The organism is Carnobacterium sp. (assembly GCF_040274425.1).
This window is the reverse complement of record NZ_JBEMBC010000021.1, coordinates 21,227-36,988: the sequence shown is the minus strand read 5'-3', so window position 1 is coordinate 36,988 and position 15,762 is coordinate 21,227. Positions and strand designations below refer to the sequence as shown.

Sequence of the window (15,762 nt, the reverse complement as noted above, 5' to 3'; positions counted from 1 at the left end):
AAGTCGACCAATTGTTTGTTTCATCCGTTGCAGATAAGAGAAATACTATTCCCAGAAAGTCATTGAATTATCAAACACCATTGGAAGTATTTTTGAGTTACATGAGTGAAGACGTTCTGTCTAGCTTAATTTGACAAATCAGATTAATAAAAAAAGCGACTTATTTAAAAAATAAGTCGTTTTTTTTGCATTTACGTTAAGTGCTATTAGTTGAAATGCTAGAATGATTCCCGTATTTTTAATATACTAGCTATATTTTGAAATGATAGCAAAAATACTTTGGAGGAGTTTACATGATTAAAAAAAAAAAACAGTTTTTAGGAACTGTCTTTATACTTATGTTAGGTTTATTCATAAATATAGCAACACCCCTTTCAGTTTCAGCAGAAAAAGGAACAGAAAGCGATCCATATATGATCACCACTGATGTCACTTATGCTCCATTTGAATTTAAAAATGCAGATGGTGAGTATGTCGGCATTGATGTAGAAATTTTAGATGCTATTGCGCAAGACCAAGGTTTCGCCTATGAATTACGACCTTTGGCTTTCAGCGCCGGTTTACAAGCTTTGGAAAGTAATCAAGTTGATGGAATGATTGCTGCTATGAGCATCACAGATGAGCGTAAAGAGTCATTTGATTTTTCTGACCCGTATTTCGAAGCAGGTACCGTTATGGCTGTAGCAAAAGATAACGATGAAGTTACTTCATATGAAGACTTAGATGGGAAAACTGTTGCTGTTAAAGTGGGAACAACCGGAGCAGCATTTGTAGCTGAATTAAAAAAAGAGTTTAACATTGATGTTAACCAGTTTGAAGACTCGGCTACAATGTACGAAGATGTCGTTGCTGGCCATTCGGACGCAGTCTTCGATGATTATCCTGTTATGGCTTATGCTGTTCAACAAGGTCTCCAACTTCAATTCCCTCTTGATCCAGAAGCTGGCGATGTCTATGGTTTTGCCGTTAATAAAGGTCAAAATCCAGAATTACTGGAAAAATTTAATGCTGGATTAGCAAATATTAAAGAAAATGGGATTCATGAAGAAATCACAACTAAGTATACTGGTGAAGATTCTGAAGCTACTGTAAGTAGTAATGGTTTCTTGGCCTTGATTCAAAATAATTACAAAGAATTATTGACTGGGCTTGGACGTACATTAGTATTGACCCTTATCTCCTTTGCTATTGCATTAGTTGCTGGAGTTATTTTAGGATTATTTAGCGCTACTTCAAATAAACTTTTGATTGGCATTTCTTCTATTTATGTAACGATTATGCGAGGCATTCCATTAATTGTGTTGGCCTTTTTCGTTTATTTCTCTATTCCTCAATTTTTAAATATACAATTATCAGCCTATGTGGCAGGTGTAATTACATTAAGTCTTAACACGACGGCCTACATCTCTGAATTGGTTCGTGGTGGTATTCAAGCTGTGGCTGTAGGACAATTAGAAGCAGCTAGAAGTCTCGGTTTACCTTATCAAACTTCTATGCGCAAAATTATCTTACCACAAGCAATCAAAATAATGATTCCATCTTTTATTAATCAATTTGTCATTACCCTTAAAGACACTTCAATTCTATCCGTTATCGGTATCGTTGAATTGACTCAGACCGGAAAAATTATTATTGCACGTACCTATTCTTCTGGAAATATGTGGTTGATTATTGGAATTATGTACATTATTTTAATTACTATTTTAACCAAGTTATCAAACGTATTGGAAAGGAAAATGTCAAATGACTAAAGTAAAAGTGGAACATTTAAAGAAAAACTTTGGAAGCTTAGAAGTTTTAAAAGACTTGAACGTTGAAGTTCAAGAAGGAGAAGTGGTTTGTATCATTGGCCCTTCAGGATCTGGTAAAAGTACGTTTTTACGCTGTATGAATGCTTTGGAAGAAATTACAGGCGGCAAAGTCATTATCGATGACTTCGATCTTACTGATCCAAAGCAAGATATCAACAAAGTACGCGAAAATGTTGGAATGGTTTTTCAACAATTTAACTTGTTCCCTCATCTAACGGTTTTAGAAAACATTACATTAGCACCTAAAGAACTCAAAAAAGATTCCTCAGAAAATATTAAAAAACATGCATTAGAACTGTTGGAAACAGTCGGGCTTTCTGAAAAGGCAAACGATTACCCTAAATCATTATCTGGTGGACAAAAACAACGTGTCGCGATTGCACGCGCCTTGGCAATGAACCCAGACCTTATGCTGTTTGATGAACCCACAAGTGCTCTTGATCCAGAAATGGTTGGCGATGTGTTGGAAGTCATGCAAAAACTGGCTGAGCAAGGTATGACTATGTTGGTCGTGACTCATGAAATGGGCTTCGCTAAAGAAGTAGCTGACCGAGTTATTTTCATGGATGGCGGATACATCGTTGAAGAAGGAACTCCAGAAGATGTTTTTGGAAATCCCCAACATGAACGAACAAAAGACTTTTTAGAGAAAGTATTGATCTAAAGAAAGATTGTTTAACAAATGGTGTTGATACAACAAAATAAAATTTCTTCTGGAACAGACGGGTTTGCTTATGGAGAGCCATGTGACCGTCTGAAGCCTTTTGTCTTCAGACTTTCAAGCCTTAAACAAAGCGTAATCGCTAAAGCAGCTAACGCATAGAACCAAAAAAAGCTGTGCAAAAGTAATCTTTTGCACAGCTTTTTTAAATTTCTCCAATCATCATACTCATCAGACAAACATCTAAATAAACGCCATTATCTTTAACCCCTCTTGGCATGATAGCTTCTAGTTCAAAACCCATTTTTTCATAAAGGCGGCGAGCTCGTTCATTACGAGCTTGAACGGTTAGTTCTAATCGTTTTAAATTACTTGATGGACTCTTTGCCCATTCAACCAATTTTTTCATCATCGTGGTGCCTAATCGTAAACCCCAATACTCTTTTGCAATTGAAATACTGATGTCTCCGATATGATTTAATTTAGGTTTATCATTTCCATGAATTTCAGCAATTCCTACGACTTCTTCTTTATCTAAAGCGACTAATAAAACTTTTACATCAGATTCTAGAATGGCTTCAATTTCTTTATATTCTGCTTCGATACTCTTACTTGGTCCTTCGGCTCCCATTGTCATAAAGCCTGTCTCACTCGCAATTCTGTGCAAGTGTTTCAGTATATTTTCTGCATCGCTAGGGATAGCTTCTCGAACGTTTATCGCATCTCTCATTTGCTATCACTCTGACCCTCTTCAAATGAATGGAGCAATTCTTCGTACCTTTTTCCAACAGGATCAAAAGTCAACTCGCGTTCCATCAAGTCTTCTCCAGTAGGAACAAGTTTGATTTGCAAGTATTCTTGGGGTAAATCTTCTGGAATAAATGTTGCCCATTCAATAATGGAAACACCGTCTCCTTCAAAATATTCCTCTAACCCTAAATCCATTCCACCAGTTTCTTCTAGTCGATAAACATCCATATGGTATAAAGGAAGTCTACCCTCCAAATATTCTCTAATAATCGTATAAGTCGGGCTTTTAATCACTTTGCTGATTCCAAGACCTTCGGCTAACCCTTTTGTAAATGTTGTTTTACCTGCTCCCAAATTTCCTTCTAAAAGAATAACATCCCCTGGTTCAAGGAATTTTGCTAGCTCAGCAGCTACTGCTTTAGTTTCTTCTTCATTGTGTGCGTTTAATCGTTTCATGTTATTCTCCTCTATCCGTTTCTACTTATCTTTTATTGTAATTCAAGTATGTAAAAAAAGCTAAATAAAAAAATCAATTAAACGGATAGTTGTTTAATTGATTTTTTATTTAGTTCATTTATTCACTACATACCGTTATCCTTTGGTTAATAAATTGTTGATTTTCAATCTCATCAACGAGTGCCAGAGCAAAGTCAGCGTAGCTTACTTCACTTTCGCCTTCACTATTCGTTAATAGTGTGTCTTGACCCAATTGATAGTTTCCAGTTCTCTTTCCTTCAGGGTTAAAAAAAGCGGATGGACTTAAATAGGTCCAGTTGATATCTTCTGTTTGGCTTAGAAGTTCAAAAGCTTTTGCCATATTAAGTGCTGTAGGTTTTGCTTCCTCAGGAAAAGTTGCAGTGTCCATCAAACGTGTTGTATTCGTATCATCGATATACAAACTGCCTGCTCCACCGACAACGATTAGACGTGGTGCATCATGTCCTTGGATTAAGGATACAATATGAGCTAGACTTGTTTGATGCAGTTCTTCTTTTCCTTGTGGGGCATTAAATGCATCAACCACTACATCTAATTCTTTTATATCATCAAAATCTAAGTCATATAAATCTTTCTCAATATAACGGCTATCTTTACTTTCTGTTAGCTTAGAAGCGTTTCGAACCAAAGGAATGACTTCATGGCCTCTGATCAAGGCCTCTGCTGAAATTTTTGAACCTGATTTACCTGTTGCACCGATAATTCCGATTTTCATATAATTTCCTCCTTGTGCTACTGATTGTTCTTATTTAATTATAATGAGAAAGCATCCAATTGAGCAACTATTCTCTCTTTATCAAAAAAGAACATTAAAAAAAAAGCTGACTCGATTGAGTCAGCTTCTAGTTTTTATTAACCCATTAAGGTTTGGTTAGCAGTAATGATTGCTAATTTGTATACGTCTTCTTCGTTACAACCACGGGATAAATCTGAAATTGGTTTATTTAACCCTTGCAAAATTGGTCCAATAGCTTCGAAATTACCAAAACGTTGTGCAATTTTGTAGCCAATGTTTCCTGATTGTAGTTCTGGGAAAACAAATACACTTGCCTGTCCAGCAACTTTTGAATCTGGAGCTTTTTGTTCAGCTACAGAAGCAACGAATGCAGCATCAAATTGCATTTCACCATCGATGTCGTATTGAGGAGCAAGCTCTTGAGCGATCTTAGTTGCTTCTGCTACTTTAGTTGCTTCTTCAGCAACTGCTGATCCTTTAGTTGAAAAGCTTAACATAGCAACTTTTGGTTCAATGCCAAACATTTCAGCAGTTTTAGCACTTTCTACAGCGATTTCAGCTAATTCTTGAGCATTTGGATTTACATTGATAGCACAATCTGAGAACAAGTATTTTTCTTGTCCACGTCCACGCATCATGATAAATGCGCCACTTGTACGGCTAACGCCTGGTTTAGTTTTAATAATTTGTAATGCAGGGCGAACAGTGTCCCCTGTTGAGTGGATTGCTCCACTTACTAAACCATCAACTAATCCCATGTATGTTAACATTGTACCAAAGTAATTTTCATCTTTTAATAATTGAATCGCTTTTTCTTCGGTAACTTTTCCTTTACGGCGTTCTACGAAAGAAGCAACCATTTCATCTAATTTAGCATAATTAGCTGGATCAACAATTTCAATATTTTCTACATTAAAACCGCGATTTTTTGCAGCTTCTTTTACAACTTCAGGATTTCCAATCAATACGGGTTGAATTAAATCTTCAGATGCCAAACGAACTACAGCACCAAGAATACGAGGTTCAGATCCTTCCGGAAATACAATACGTACTTTTTTTCCTTTAATTTTTCCTGATAAACTTTCAATTAGTTCCACACTAACAACCTCCACTATTTGTGATTATATATACATTCCTATCATACTATTATTTTTATGAAAATGACAGTCTTTTGAGCTCAAAACCTATAAGTATTCCTTATTGAACCGATTCAGGCAACTGCCAGTTTATCGGCTCTTCACCGAATTTGTTCAATGCCTCATTTGCTTTAGAAAATGGTTTCGATCCGAAAAAACCACGGTAAGCGGATAAAGGACTTGGATGAGCTGAGGTCAACACAATGTGTTTTGATTCATCAATCAATACTCTTTTTTTTATTGAAGGATTCCCCCATAAAATAAATACCATTGGCTGATCTCGGTCACTTAATTTCTTTATGACAGAATCCGTTAATATTTCCCAACCTTTGCCTTTATGTGAATGAGCTTGTCCTTTGCGAACAGTTAAAACTGTGTTCAACAATAAAACGCCTTGTTTAGCCCACGATTCTAAATAACCATGATTTACAGGTACAATTCCTAAATCACTTTCTAGTTCTTTGTAGATATTAACTAGTGATGGAGGGATTTTTACATTTGGCAATACAGAAAAACTTAAGCCATGTGCTTGATTTGGTCCATGATAAGGATCCTGTCCTAAAATAACTACCTTCACTTCTTTATAAGGTGTCCATTCAAAAGCTTGCCAAATGTGATGCATCTCTGGGTAAACAATTGTTTCCTGATATTCTTTTACAAGAAACGCTTTCAGTAAATGGTAAGATGGCGTGTTTGTTTCTTCTTGCAAAATTGGCAGCCAGTCATTCTTTACAGATAAGGTCAACACTATTCCTCCTTTGTCTCTTTTAAAGTTCTTTCTTTTTAATTTACTTCTATCCTACAAGAATTAGTAGCTTCACACAACATTTGCTTACTATTCTTTGCTTATAATTTTGATCTTTTTTTTTGATAAATTTAAGAAGAAAAGGACATTATGCGTTTATTTTGTCTTTATTAATGGTAGACTTATTAAGACAAATGAATCTTGGGAGGAACCAAAAATGATAGAGCTTATTGTATCTGATATGGATGGAACATTATTAAATGAAAAAATGAAAGTTTCTGAAACAAACGCCAATGCTATTAAGGCGGCTATGAAACAAGGTATCCATTTTATGGTTGCAACAGGACGTGGCTTTACTGAAGCTCATCCGTTGCTTGAAGAAGTGGGCATTAACTGTTCATTTATCACTTTAAATGGAGCTCAAGTATATAACGAAGAAGGTAAAGTAATCCAAAATATTGGAATTGATAAGAAAACTGTTCATGAAATCGTTGCTGAAATAAAGAAAAGAAATCTTTATTGTGAAATGACGACATCAAATGGAATTTATTCAGACAATAAAGCTAAACGTATTGAGTCTGTGGCTTCATTATTATACGAAACAAATCCGGATACGACTTACAAAATGGCTGTTGTTTTAGCCGCTGCCCGTTTAGAAATTATGAACATCAATTACGTTGAAGATTACGAACAACTTGTGCATGATGATTCCATCGAAATTTTAAAAGTCATTGCATTTAGCGATGAAGGCCGTAAAGTACTTGGCCCGCTTACAGAGGATCTTGAAAAATCTGGAAACCTTGCTGTTACAGCTTCTTTTGTTAATAATATTGAAATCAATAACATTAACGCACAAAAAGGGATTGCTCTTGAAGAAGCTGCAAAAAAATTAAATATCCCACTTGAAAATATCATGACTCTTGGCGATAACTTTAATGATGTCTCTATGTTGAAAGTAGCTGGTTATAGTTTTGCTATGGAAAACGCTGAGGAAGAAGTTAAAACCTATGCGAAATACCGCACAACCAGCAATAATAACAATGGCGTAGCACATGCCATTACATTGGCTTTAAACAATAACTTGGAATCAGCTAAAGCCCAAAGTATCATGGAAAACGCTGAATAAAAATGATTTTCTCAAGTATTCAACGATGAAATTGCAAAGTAACAGTTTTCTTTCTTTTTTCGTTATTAGTAATAGGCTTATATTCGCTTCGCCTACCTACTGAATGAAGGGAGAGATTAATATGGATGCAAGTACACAATGGTTTTCCGCTGTAATAGAAATGATCGGTAATGTTGGTTTTCCTATCTTTATCGCCTTTTTTTTACTTCAGCGTATGGAAACCAAACTTGATGACGTTGTTAAAGCTCTGCACGAACTAAGTCAAGTTATTAAGTCAGCTGAATAAAAAAAGCCCGCCGTTTTTTACGGCGGGTTTTCTTTATTCAATTATATTCCGTTTCACTATTCTTTTTGGTATAATTAAAACAAATATATATCTGCTTAATTTATCTTTAGAGGAGCGTTCATTATGGTATTACTGTATATGAAACAAGAATACGTTTCAAGACAAGAAAAAATCCTCGTAAAAAATGAACAAGGCAAAGACTTGTACCTGATTTCAGGTAAATGGGGCAGAGTCGGCGACAGGATATCTTTATATAATATGGATGGAACTTTGATTGTAGAATTCAAACAAACCCTGCTATCCTTATTTCCTAAATTTGACATTTATGTGCAAAATAAAAAAGTGGGCTCAATAGCGAAACATCGCACTTTAAAGATGGTTTATTTTAAAGTTACCCCATTAAATTGGATTGTAACTGGAGACTTTTATAATCATCATTATACTGTACACTGTGAGGATCAACTTATTATGGAACTGGATAAAGCTTATACTTCCTTTGGGGACTATTACAAGTTGCTTATCCCTGAAGCCCAGCATGCACCCATTTGTTTGTGTATTGCTTTGATTGTTGATAATCTCACTCTAACGCGATTGCCTAAACCAGCTCCACAAAAAGTTAGCCGAGCCCTTCAAACTTTTTAACCTACGAAACAAGCATTGATCTGATTTAATTTTTACAGATCAATGCTTTTTTAATTCACTTTCCATTGCATATGATCATACAAATGATTGCCTAAAGTACATTCCCAAACCTTTTTAAAGCCTTTTTTAAGGTAAAGTTGTTGTGCCTTTTTATTTTGCTGATCGCAATTCAACCCAATAACCTTTTCATTTTCTGCTTTCGCAATAGCTGGCAGTGCTTCTATCAACTCTGTTGCTACACCTTGCCCTCTAAAATTCTCATCCGTCACTAGAGAATCTAAGTACCACTCTCCTCTAATTGTTTCAGCGTCTTTAAATAGTGGTTCCACTATCCCATACTCATTTAATTTTTCATTTAATGAATCATCAATTACAGCTTCCAACTCGCCTTTGTAACCAAAACATACGCCCGCTCTTTTTCCATCACGGATACAGATAAATGCACGATGATAACTATAACGGTAATTTTTATTTTCCATAGCTTCTTTCATCATGTTTTTTAAGCTAATCGAATCTATTTTTTTTAGCAATGGTAGTTCCATATCTTCTAAAATAATCCATACCCATTCTACTAATTGGTCTATATCTGAAAGTTCAGCCTTACGAATCATTTTCCTACCTACTTTCTTTAGAGTAATTTCCACTTCTATCATAGCGAATTAGAGATACCTATTCAACTAGTTAATCTATAAGTGAAAAACACCATCATGTTAGAACATGTCACGCAAGAATATTACATTATTGTTGCAATCGAGTTAAACTTAAATTAGAATAATAACTTAGACAAGGAGGTTTATTTATGAATTTACGAAAACAATCACTTTTTACACTTATGACAGCTTTACTACTGACAGTCATTTTCACTATACTATTGCCTGGTACAGCTTCTGCCCAAGAAACAAACAAAACTTATATTATTGGAACGGATGTTACCTTTGCTCCATTTGAATACAAAGATGTTGATGGAGAATACAAAGGAATTGATGTGGATTTGTTAGATGCTATTGCCAAAGATCAAGGCTTCAATTATGAATTACGACCTTTGGGATTTAGTGCTGCACTGCAAGCTTTAGAATCAAATCAAATAGACGGTATGATCGCTGGAATGAGCATTACACCTGAACGTCAAGAATCTTTTGATTTTTCTGACCCATACTTTGAGAGTGGCGTTGTTATGGCGGTTTCTGAATCAAATGATGAAATAACTTCTTATGAAGATTTAGAAGGGAAAACAGTAGCTGTTAAGGTGGGTACAACTGGCGCTGCTTTTGCTGAGTCTATTCAAGAAGAATTCGGTTTTGAATTGAATACTTTTGAAGATTCTGCAAACATGTATGAAGATGTCTTAACAGGAAATTCTGATGCTGCTTTTGAAGATTATCCTGTAATGGCTTATGCTATCCAATCTGGACTAGGACTAAAACTAACAATGGATCCTGAACCTGGAGACAATTATGGCTTTGCCGTAAATAAAGGACAAAATGCTGAGTTATTGGAAATGTTCAATAATGGGTTAATCAATATACGCGCTAATGGAACTTATGATGAAATATTGGATACTTACCTAGGTGATACATCTACCAAAAATGAATCAGCGAATCTTGGGTTCTTTGGTTTGATTCAACAAAATGGCGGCGAATTATTAAAAGGACTAGGTAGAACATTATTATTAACGATTATTTCTTTTGCTATTGCTACCATTTTTGGTGTTATTTTTGGTTTATTTAATGCTTCACCTAATAAAGTATTGAACTGGATAGCAACAATCTACGTAGATATTCTACGTGGTATACCTTTGATTGTATTAGCATTTTTCATTTACTTCTCAATTCCTCAATTTTTAAGTATTCAAATTCCTGCTTATATTGCTGGTGTAATCACGCTGAGCTTAAATACCACAGCTTATATTGCTGAATTGGTTCGTGGGGGTATCCAAGCAGTAGATACGGGTCAATTGGAAGCTTCAAGAAGTTTAGGACTTACTTACAATACGTCTATGCGTAAAGTTGTATTGCCACAAGCTGTTAAAATAATGATTCCATCTTTTATTAATCAATTTGTCATTACCCTTAAAGATACCTCAATTCTATCCGTTATCGGTATCGTTGAATTGACTCAAACCGGAAAAATTATTATTGCCCGTACCTACTCTTCTGGAGATATGTGGTTGATTGTTGGACTGATGTACATTATCATCATCACGATTCTAACGAAGTTTTCAAACTATATTGAAAGGAGAACATCAAATGACTAAATTAAAAGTGGAACATTTAAAGAAAAACTTTGGAAGCTTAGAGGTTTTAAAAGATTTGAACATTGAAGTTCAAGAAGGTGAAGTTATTTGTATCATTGGTCCTTCAGGCTCTGGTAAAAGTACGTTTCTCCGTTGCATGAATGCGTTGGAAGAAATTACAGGTGGAAAAGTCATCATTGATGACTTCGATCTTACCGATCCAAAGCAAGACATCAATAAAGTACGGGAAAATATTGGAATGGTTTTTCAACAATTCAACTTATTCCCTCATCTAACGGTTATAGAAAATATTACGTTAGCACCTAAAGAACTAAAAAAAGATTCTACTGAAGCTATTAAAAAACGTGCACTAGAATTATTGGAAACTGTCGGACTTTCTGAAAAAGCAAATGATTACCCTAAATCATTATCTGGTGGACAAAAGCAACGTGTTGCAATCGCACGTGCTTTAGCAATGAATCCAGATATTATGTTGTTTGATGAACCTACAAGCGCTCTTGACCCAGAAATGGTTGGCGATGTGTTGGAAGTTATGCAAAAGCTGGCGGAACAAGGTATGACTATGCTAGTCGTGACTCATGAAATGGGATTCGCCAAAGAAGTAGCTGATCGTGTTATTTTCATGGATGGCGGATATATCGTTGAAGAAGGCAAACCAGAACAACTCTTTAACCATCCTCAACATGAACGGACAAAAAACTTTTTAGAAAAAGTTTTAGTTTAAAAAAAAGATCTGCCCTACGAGTAAATTCTCGTGTGGCAGATCTTTTTTATTTTAAGCTTTAATTGTTTCATCTAATTCATTTTCTTCATTATTTTGGCTCTTTTTTTGTAAGATATGCATTGTTACAATCAATAAACCATTGAAAAGAATAATGATCCCAATCATCACAAAGTTAGCATGCCAATAAATATCATTTCCTAAACCACTGCTAATTGCTTGCCTAAACCCATAAACGGAGTATGTCATTGGTAACAATACATGAATAGACTGGAAGAACCCATTCGTCAATGGAATAGGGAACGTTCCACCAGAGCCGCCTAATTGCAAGACGAGTAATACCATTGCTAAAAAGCGCCCAACATTATCTAGTGCTACCACTAAAGTTAACACAATAGACATAAAGGCTAAGGAAGTTAGTATGGCTAATAAGAAGAATTTCCCTATAAATAAAACATCTAATCCGATTATTAATAAGATGCCACATTCCAATATAGCCATCAAAGTTGCTACAAGTATAGCTATAGAAACTTTGCTTAGCCACCACTCAAAACCTGATTTCCCTTCAAGCGCTCTCTTACGTACAGGATATATTGTAGTAAAGACCACTGCTCCAATATACAATGCCATTGACATAATATATGGTGCTAACGCTGCACCATAATTTGGTACTTCACTATATTTTTCTTGTTTTAATTCGATTGGATTTGCAAACATGTCCATTGTTTTATCCGTTGCGTCTACTTCATTAACTTTTGTGGAACCTTCCAATAAACTAGTTGATAATTGACTAGTCCCATCTTTTAACGTCTTGATTCCGTTGCCTAATGTTTGGGACCCATTGCTCAGTGCTTGTGAGCCTTCTCTAAGCTGTGTAGAGCCATCTGCTAAGCTTGTTGCACCATTAGTTAAACTAGCCGAATTTTCGTTCAAAAGAGACGTTCCCTGGGCTAATTGATTTGACCCACTACTCAATTGATTGATTCCCGCAATAAGGTTTGGCAATTGAGATGTTAATTGTCCTATACCACTGTTTAATTGTTCAGAGCCTGTGTTTAATGCTGTTGAATTGGCATTTAGTTCATCTGCTCCAGTCTGTAAGGAGTTCACTCCATTTGTATAGTTTGTTACTCCATCAACTATACCTTTTTCTCCTGACAAACCACTTTGAATAGCTGCTAAGCCTTGGTTCAATTCAGTCATTCCTTGAATGATTCCTTTATCTGAGTTAGTCCCTTGTCGTTCCAAGGCTGATTGAATACCTGTTAAACCTGTAGTCAACTCATTCATCGCTTGATTTGTTGCTGGCAATAGTTGGTTTGAACTTTGAGCTAATGTGTCTACTTGCGTTTTTAGTTCAGTTAATTGATCCATAAGCCCACTAACGGCAGCTAATTCTGTCTGTAAATCGGTTAGCGAAGTACCCGTTTCATTTGCAGCTACTGCTGTATTATTTATATCTTCACTTGCAACACCTATTTGATCTTTGATTGCGGTTATTTCAGTTTCTTTTTGATCAGTTGTTGTCTCTACTGCATTTACCAATTCATTTTGTTGTTCAGGAGTTAAACTACTAAATGCAGTTGTATCGTGTAATGCTGAAACGGTAGCTGAAGTGGTAGCTGCATTGTCTGCTTGAATCGCTTTTTCAAGTGCATCAACTGCAGCCGTTACTTCAGTTAAGTCTTCTCCCGTTTTTCCAATATTTTGAGCAACTTCGGTTAAACTTGTTCCAGATTGTTGCAAATCCGTTTGAATACCACTAAAATCAGCTCCACTAGTTTGTTCATTAAGAAGAGAATCTAATTTTTGAATCCCTTCGTTCATTGAAGACAAGTTTTCCATTAAAAATTGTAATTGCTCAGCATTTTCATTAGATAAGCTGTTATCTAATTCTGAGGAAAGCTGGTTCAAACCAGTTAACAATTGATCGCTACCTGATTTAACTTGATCAACACCATTGCTGACTTCAACTGTGCCTGCTTGTAAGGCCGAAGAATTTGCGTTCAGGACTTTTGTCCCATCAGCAAGTTGTGAAACGCCAGCAGTATAGGTTTTCAGTCCATTTGTGAGTTCTGTTGAACCATTTGCTAAAAGAGATCCACCATTTTCTAATGGTTTTACTTTTGAAGATAGTTGATTGATTCCATTGTTTAGCTGTTCTGCTCCATTGTTTACTTGAGCCACTCCTGTTGTGTATTCTTTTATTCCAACTTCCAGCGTTTGTGTTCCTTCTTCAAATGTTAACGTACTTGAAGCTAGCTTTTCTAGATTTTCTGTTAATTGTTGGCTTCCATCGGTTAATTTTCCAGTTCCCTCATCAATTTCGCCTGCTCCATCAGCCGCTTCTGAAAAACCTGTTCCAATTGTGCCTAACTGTTCAAAAATTGCTTCGGTATAAGCTTTTGTTACATTCGCAGATACCTCTGTTTTAACATCTTTTGCAGCAGATTTGCTGATGACTTCTCCAATATAATTTAACGATCCATTTGTTTCATAATCAATTGTCATTTTTTCTGGATTTGTCTCCATCAATGTAGCAGCATCTGTTGAAAAATCTGTTGGTAATGTCATTACCATATAATATTCACGGTTTTCTAAGCCCTTTTGCGCTTCTTCTTGAGACACAAAGTGCCAATCCAATGCATCATTCTTCTTGAGCTTATCAACAACGTCAGATCCGATATCAAGCTGTTTTCCTTGGTAGTCAACAGAGTGATCTAAATTAACTACAGCCACAGATAATTTATCTGTATTACCATAAGGATCCCAGTTAGATTTCAAAAAGAATCCAGCATACATAATAGGTATAAATAATATAACCATACAAGAAATCAGCAACATTTTATTAGAGGCTAATTTCTTCCATTCCGTTTTTAACATGTCCATTTTACTTGTACATCCCTTTCAATCTAACGACTTTATTTTTTATTCCAGTCAATAGCAGGCATTTCATTTTTTCCTATTGATGACCAAACAAGCTGATCTAACGTCTGACGCTTTAGAAAATTTGTGTATTGATTATCTGCCTCTTCAAAAGTCGTTACTAAGGTTTTCTCTCCATTACTAGCTGGTTCTCCTATATCTGAGAAAACCTGGTTAATCATTCCTGAGTTTGGATAAGTGACAATCTTACCTTCTAATGCTTCAACAATTTCCAGTAAGTTTATTTTTTCAGGCTTTTTAGCTAATATAAAACCGCCATTGCTTCCAGGAATTGATGTTGCTAATCCGCTAACAACTAATTTTCGGATAATTTTTCTGATATAAGAATGAGATGTTCCTTTTAAACGACTATTTAATACATGCGAAGTAATTGGAATATAATTATCTTGAGTAGAAAGCATAGCTAATATACAGATTGCTTGTTCCAAACCTTTTGTTAACTTCATTGTTTCCCTTCTTTCTATTCTCTGTAGGTTGATTGTGGACTTTGAATGTCCACGACGAATAATATACCCCTTCCTTTATAAAATTACAAGTATTTTATTCTTAAATCTTTGATTAATATAAAATAAAAAATGAATTTTACTAGACAAGTTTAACGGTTCAAGCTATCCTAAATGTACAGAAATAAAGGAGTTGATCTGACATGTTTTTGGACATAACCGAACTCGCTCAACAAAAAATTAAACAGACCTGCTCTCATCACACAGGACAATTGGTATTTTATTATGAATCTAGAATCGGCTGTACGTGCGGAAATAATGGTATTTTCTTATTAAAAATCACTCAGCAAAACGATTCCGAATTAGATGCAACTTTAGCCTCTTCTTTAGGTAACTTGCCTATTCAAGGATGGAGTCTTCCTTTTTTAGATGAAAAGATGAAACTAGATTACAATGAAATAAAACATGCTCTTATTTTACGTAGCGATAGCGGTCTTATTAATGATAATGTAATAATTCTTAATGATAATAATCAATCTATTTCTTAATTCCTTAAACAGAACAGTAGACATCTCTCTGTTTTTCATTTATAATTTACTTACTAAATAAAAGTGAATCGAAAATCGGAGGGATTTCATGTTTTTAACAGTAACTGAACCTGCAATAGAACGTATCAAAACGATCCAAGCACAATATCCAGGAAAATTAGCTTTATATTATAACCGTATCACTGGTGGATATGCTTGTGGAATTGTAGGAACCTTTTCGCTAAAATTGCTTACTAGTCCTAGTGAAGAGTTGAATGCCACAATTGATTCAACATTTGGGAAAATAGCCGTTCAAAAGGAACGCTTAACTGACTTATCAGAAAACGTTATTTTAGATTACAAAAACTCAAAGAACAGTTTAATTTTAAGAAGTGATGCTGGATTAATAAACGATGACGTTACGGTTCTTGATAACGATAATAACAAACTATTTTAATCGTTATTTTATGGTTGTATGAC

The 15,762-nt window shown here is 35.2% G+C and carries 17 protein-coding genes and 1 pseudogene; 10 read left to right on the top strand and 8 right to left on the bottom strand.

Features of this window, described 5'->3' with window-relative positions:
- The 3 genes and pseudogenes from ABS911_RS06320 to ABS911_RS06310 form a co-directional block, all read left to right on the top strand.
- Positions 1–134: pseudogene (locus ABS911_RS06320) on the top strand (IS30 family transposase); the annotation flags it as partial.
- A gap of 159 nt (positions 135–293) precedes the next feature.
- A complete protein-coding gene (locus ABS911_RS06315; RefSeq protein WP_350466850.1) occupies positions 294–1,751 on the top strand; it encodes an amino acid ABC transporter substrate-binding protein/permease in 1,458 nt (485 codons plus the stop codon).
- On the top strand, positions 1,744–2,475 hold the full coding sequence (locus ABS911_RS06310; RefSeq protein WP_350466849.1) for an amino acid ABC transporter ATP-binding protein: 732 nt from the start codon (positions 1,744–1,746) through the stop codon (positions 2,473–2,475). The genes ABS911_RS06315 and ABS911_RS06310 overlap by 8 nt, the downstream gene beginning before the upstream one ends.
- A 202-nt stretch (positions 2,476–2,677) precedes the next feature.
- Here ABS911_RS06310 and ABS911_RS06305 read toward each other — a convergent pair whose 3' ends face one another.
- The 5 genes from ABS911_RS06305 to ABS911_RS06285 all read right to left on the bottom strand — a co-directional run bounded on the left by ABS911_RS06305 (position 2,678) and on the right by ABS911_RS06285 (position 6,337).
- On the bottom strand, positions 2,678–3,202 hold the full coding sequence (locus tag ABS911_RS06305; RefSeq protein WP_350466848.1) for a GNAT family N-acetyltransferase: 525 nt from the start codon (positions 3,200–3,202) through the stop codon (positions 2,678–2,680).
- On the bottom strand, positions 3,199–3,678 hold the full coding sequence (tsaE, locus tag ABS911_RS06300) for a tRNA (adenosine(37)-N6)-threonylcarbamoyltransferase complex ATPase subunit type 1 TsaE (RefSeq protein WP_350466847.1): 480 nt from the start codon (positions 3,676–3,678) through the stop codon (positions 3,199–3,201). Before tsaE ends, ABS911_RS06305 begins: the two co-directional genes overlap by 4 nt.
- A gap of 118 nt (positions 3,679–3,796) precedes the next feature.
- The gene (locus ABS911_RS06295) at positions 3,797–4,435 is read right to left on the bottom strand and encodes an NAD(P)-dependent oxidoreductase (protein WP_350466846.1); all 639 of its coding nucleotides are present in this window, start codon (positions 4,433–4,435) and stop codon (positions 3,797–3,799) included.
- A 137-nt stretch (positions 4,436–4,572) separates the two neighbouring features.
- On the bottom strand, positions 4,573–5,553 hold the full coding sequence (pta, locus tag ABS911_RS06290; protein WP_350466845.1) for a phosphate acetyltransferase: 981 nt from the start codon (positions 5,551–5,553) through the stop codon (positions 4,573–4,575).
- Between the two features lie 100 nt (positions 5,554–5,653).
- Positions 5,654–6,337 carry a uracil-DNA glycosylase gene (locus tag ABS911_RS06285; protein WP_350466844.1) on the bottom strand — a complete coding sequence of 228 codons (684 nt, stop codon included), beginning with the start codon at positions 6,335–6,337 and terminating at the stop codon, positions 5,654–5,656.
- A 217-nt stretch (positions 6,338–6,554) separates the two neighbouring features.
- Between ABS911_RS06285 and ABS911_RS06280 the strand changes: the two genes are divergently transcribed.
- From ABS911_RS06280 to ABS911_RS06270, 3 genes are all read left to right on the top strand, one after another.
- Complete coding sequence (locus ABS911_RS06280; protein WP_350466843.1) at positions 6,555–7,463, top strand: Cof-type HAD-IIB family hydrolase; 909 nt, start codon at positions 6,555–6,557, stop codon at positions 7,461–7,463.
- A 121-nt stretch (positions 7,464–7,584) separates the two neighbouring features.
- Complete coding sequence (locus ABS911_RS06275; protein ID WP_350466842.1) at positions 7,585–7,749, top strand: YvrJ family protein; 165 nt, start codon at positions 7,585–7,587, stop codon at positions 7,747–7,749.
- A 123-nt stretch (positions 7,750–7,872) separates the two neighbouring features.
- Positions 7,873–8,391 carry an LURP-one-related/scramblase family protein gene (locus ABS911_RS06270; protein ID WP_350466841.1) on the top strand — a complete coding sequence of 173 codons (519 nt, stop codon included), beginning with the start codon at positions 7,873–7,875 and terminating at the stop codon, positions 8,389–8,391.
- Between the two features lie 50 nt (positions 8,392–8,441).
- Here ABS911_RS06270 and ABS911_RS06265 read toward each other — a convergent pair whose 3' ends face one another.
- Positions 8,442–9,002 carry a GNAT family N-acetyltransferase gene (locus ABS911_RS06265; RefSeq protein ID WP_350466840.1) on the bottom strand — a complete coding sequence of 187 codons (561 nt, stop codon included), beginning with the start codon at positions 9,000–9,002 and terminating at the stop codon, positions 8,442–8,444.
- 188 nt (positions 9,003–9,190) lie between these two features.
- Here ABS911_RS06265 and ABS911_RS06260 point away from each other — a divergent pair, with 188 nt between their 5' ends.
- Positions 9,191–10,645 (top strand): amino acid ABC transporter substrate-binding protein/permease, encoded by a 1,455-nt coding sequence (locus ABS911_RS06260; protein ID WP_350466839.1) that lies wholly within the window; start codon positions 9,191–9,193, stop codon positions 10,643–10,645.
- A complete protein-coding gene (locus ABS911_RS06255; RefSeq protein ID WP_350466838.1) occupies positions 10,638–11,369 on the top strand; it encodes an amino acid ABC transporter ATP-binding protein in 732 nt (243 codons plus the stop codon). Before ABS911_RS06260 ends, ABS911_RS06255 begins: the two co-directional genes overlap by 8 nt.
- A gap of 51 nt (positions 11,370–11,420) precedes the next feature.
- On the opposite strand, the gene ABS911_RS06250 is transcribed toward ABS911_RS06255, so the two are convergent.
- Complete coding sequence (locus tag ABS911_RS06250) at positions 11,421–14,255, bottom strand: YhgE/Pip family protein (protein ID WP_350466837.1); 2,835 nt, start codon at positions 14,253–14,255, stop codon at positions 11,421–11,423.
- A 32-nt stretch (positions 14,256–14,287) separates the two neighbouring features.
- The gene (locus tag ABS911_RS06245) at positions 14,288–14,758 is read right to left on the bottom strand and encodes an Rrf2 family transcriptional regulator (RefSeq protein ID WP_350466836.1); all 471 of its coding nucleotides are present in this window, start codon (positions 14,756–14,758) and stop codon (positions 14,288–14,290) included.
- Positions 14,759–14,958: 200 nt separating this feature from the next.
- On the opposite strand from ABS911_RS06245, the gene ABS911_RS06240 reads away from it, so the two are divergent.
- A complete protein-coding gene (locus ABS911_RS06240; RefSeq protein WP_350466835.1) occupies positions 14,959–15,303 on the top strand; it encodes an iron-sulfur cluster biosynthesis family protein in 345 nt (114 codons plus the stop codon).
- An 88-nt stretch (positions 15,304–15,391) separates the two neighbouring features.
- Positions 15,392–15,739, top strand: coding sequence for an iron-sulfur cluster biosynthesis family protein (locus ABS911_RS06235; RefSeq protein WP_350466834.1), 348 nt, complete (start codon positions 15,392–15,394; stop codon positions 15,737–15,739).
- The last annotated feature ends 23 nt before the right edge of the window (positions 15,740–15,762 follow it).